This window comes from Amycolatopsis sp. cmx-4-61, from assembly GCF_046548775.1.
In the GTDB taxonomy this organism is placed as follows: domain Bacteria; phylum Actinomycetota; class Actinomycetes; order Mycobacteriales; family Pseudonocardiaceae; genus Amycolatopsis.
In genome coordinates this window covers 1-1440 of the sequence record NZ_JAEBEI010000059.1, presented here as the reverse complement: position 1 = coordinate 1440, position 1440 = coordinate 1, and the positions used below count along the sequence as shown (strand labels likewise).

Annotated in this window: 1 protein-coding gene; it reads left to right on the top strand. The window is 68.4% G+C overall.

All coding sequences use genetic code 11. The annotated features are described in order from the left end of the window. Nucleotides 1-228 precede the first annotated feature (228 nt). Nucleotides 229-1416 carry an IS110 family transposase gene (locus ACLJOU_RS46875; RefSeq protein ID WP_410575779.1) on the top strand — a complete coding sequence of 396 codons (1188 nt, stop codon included), beginning with the start codon at nt 229-231 and terminating at the stop codon, nt 1414-1416. Nucleotides 1417-1440: the final 24 nt, after the last annotated feature.

The following is a 1440-nucleotide window of genomic DNA, read 5'->3' as shown; positions in this document are numbered from 1 at the left end:
GCCCTACCTTTCTGTTTGGGTCTGAATCGGCATTCGTAGGCTCGGTGGACCCAGGGGCTGCGGGCATGGCTGCATGACGGGAGCCGTCGGATGGCTCAAGGAGCTTGGCCACCCGCAGCCCCCGCGACGACTCGACCGCTGATTGAGAACCGCGAACGATCGCTGTGTAGGGCAACGTCGGCGAGGTCGTCTGTGGGACCAGTGACGATCGAGCGTGCGGAGGTGCCGATGCCCGAAGTGTGGGCCGGAGTGGACGTGGGCAAGGAATATCACCACTGCGTGGTGATCAATGCCCGGGGTGAGCGGTTGCTGTCGCGTCGGGTGCTCAACGACGAGACCGCGCTGCTGGAGCTGATCGCCGACGTGCTCGCGATCTCGCCGGACGTGCTGTGGGCGGTCGACCTCAACCACGGCGGTGCCGCGCTGCTGATCGGGCTGCTGGTCAACCGCAACCAGCCGATGACCTATCTGACCGGTTTGGCCGTGCACCGCGCCTCCGGTTCTTACCGGGGAGAAGGAAAAACCGACGCGAAGGACGCGTTCGTCATCGCCGACCAGGCCCGCATGCGCAACGACCTCGGACAGCTGCGCCCCGGCGACGAGATCGCCGTCGATTTGCGCACGCTGACCACACGGCGCGCCGACGTGGTGGCTGACCGGACCCGGCAGATCAACCGGCTGCACGCCCAGCTGCTGGAGATCTTCCCCGCGCTGGAACGCGCGCTCGAGCTGACCAACCAGGGCCCGGTCGTGCTGCTCACCGGATTCCAGACTCCGGACGCGATCCGCCGGGCGGGCGCGAAACGGATCGAAGCGTGGCTGGTCAAACGCAAGGTCCGCAACGCGGCCGCCCTCGCCCAGGCAGCGGTCGACGCGGCCGGCGCCCAGCACGCCAGCCTGCCCGGCGAGAAACTGGCAGCCACGATGGTCGCGCGCCTGGCGAAGGGGGTGATGGCCCTCGACGAGGAGATCCGCGAGCTCGACACCCTTATCGAGGCCCGGTTTCGCCAGCACCGCCACGCCGAGGTGATCCTCAGCCTGCCCGGCCTGGGCATCCAGCTCGGCGCGGACATCATCGCCGCCACCGGCGGTGACCTGACCGCGTTCGGCAGCGCCGACCGCCTCGCCGGGTTCGCCGGCCTCGCACCGGCACCACGCGACTCCGGCCGAGTCAGCGGCAACCTCCGCCGACCACGACGGTTCAACCGCACCCTGCTGCGCGCGTTCTACTTGTCCGCGCTGGCCAGCCTGCGAGGTTGCCCTGCCTCTCACGCCTACTACTGGCGAAAACGGCACGAGGGGAAAAACCACAAACAGGCGCTGCTCTCCCTCGCCCGTCGCCGGGTCAACGTCCTGTGGGCCATGATCCGGGACGGAGCCCGCTACCAAGCCACACCCGTCACCGCGGCGGCTTGACAACATCATTGAGAAGCTCCTTCG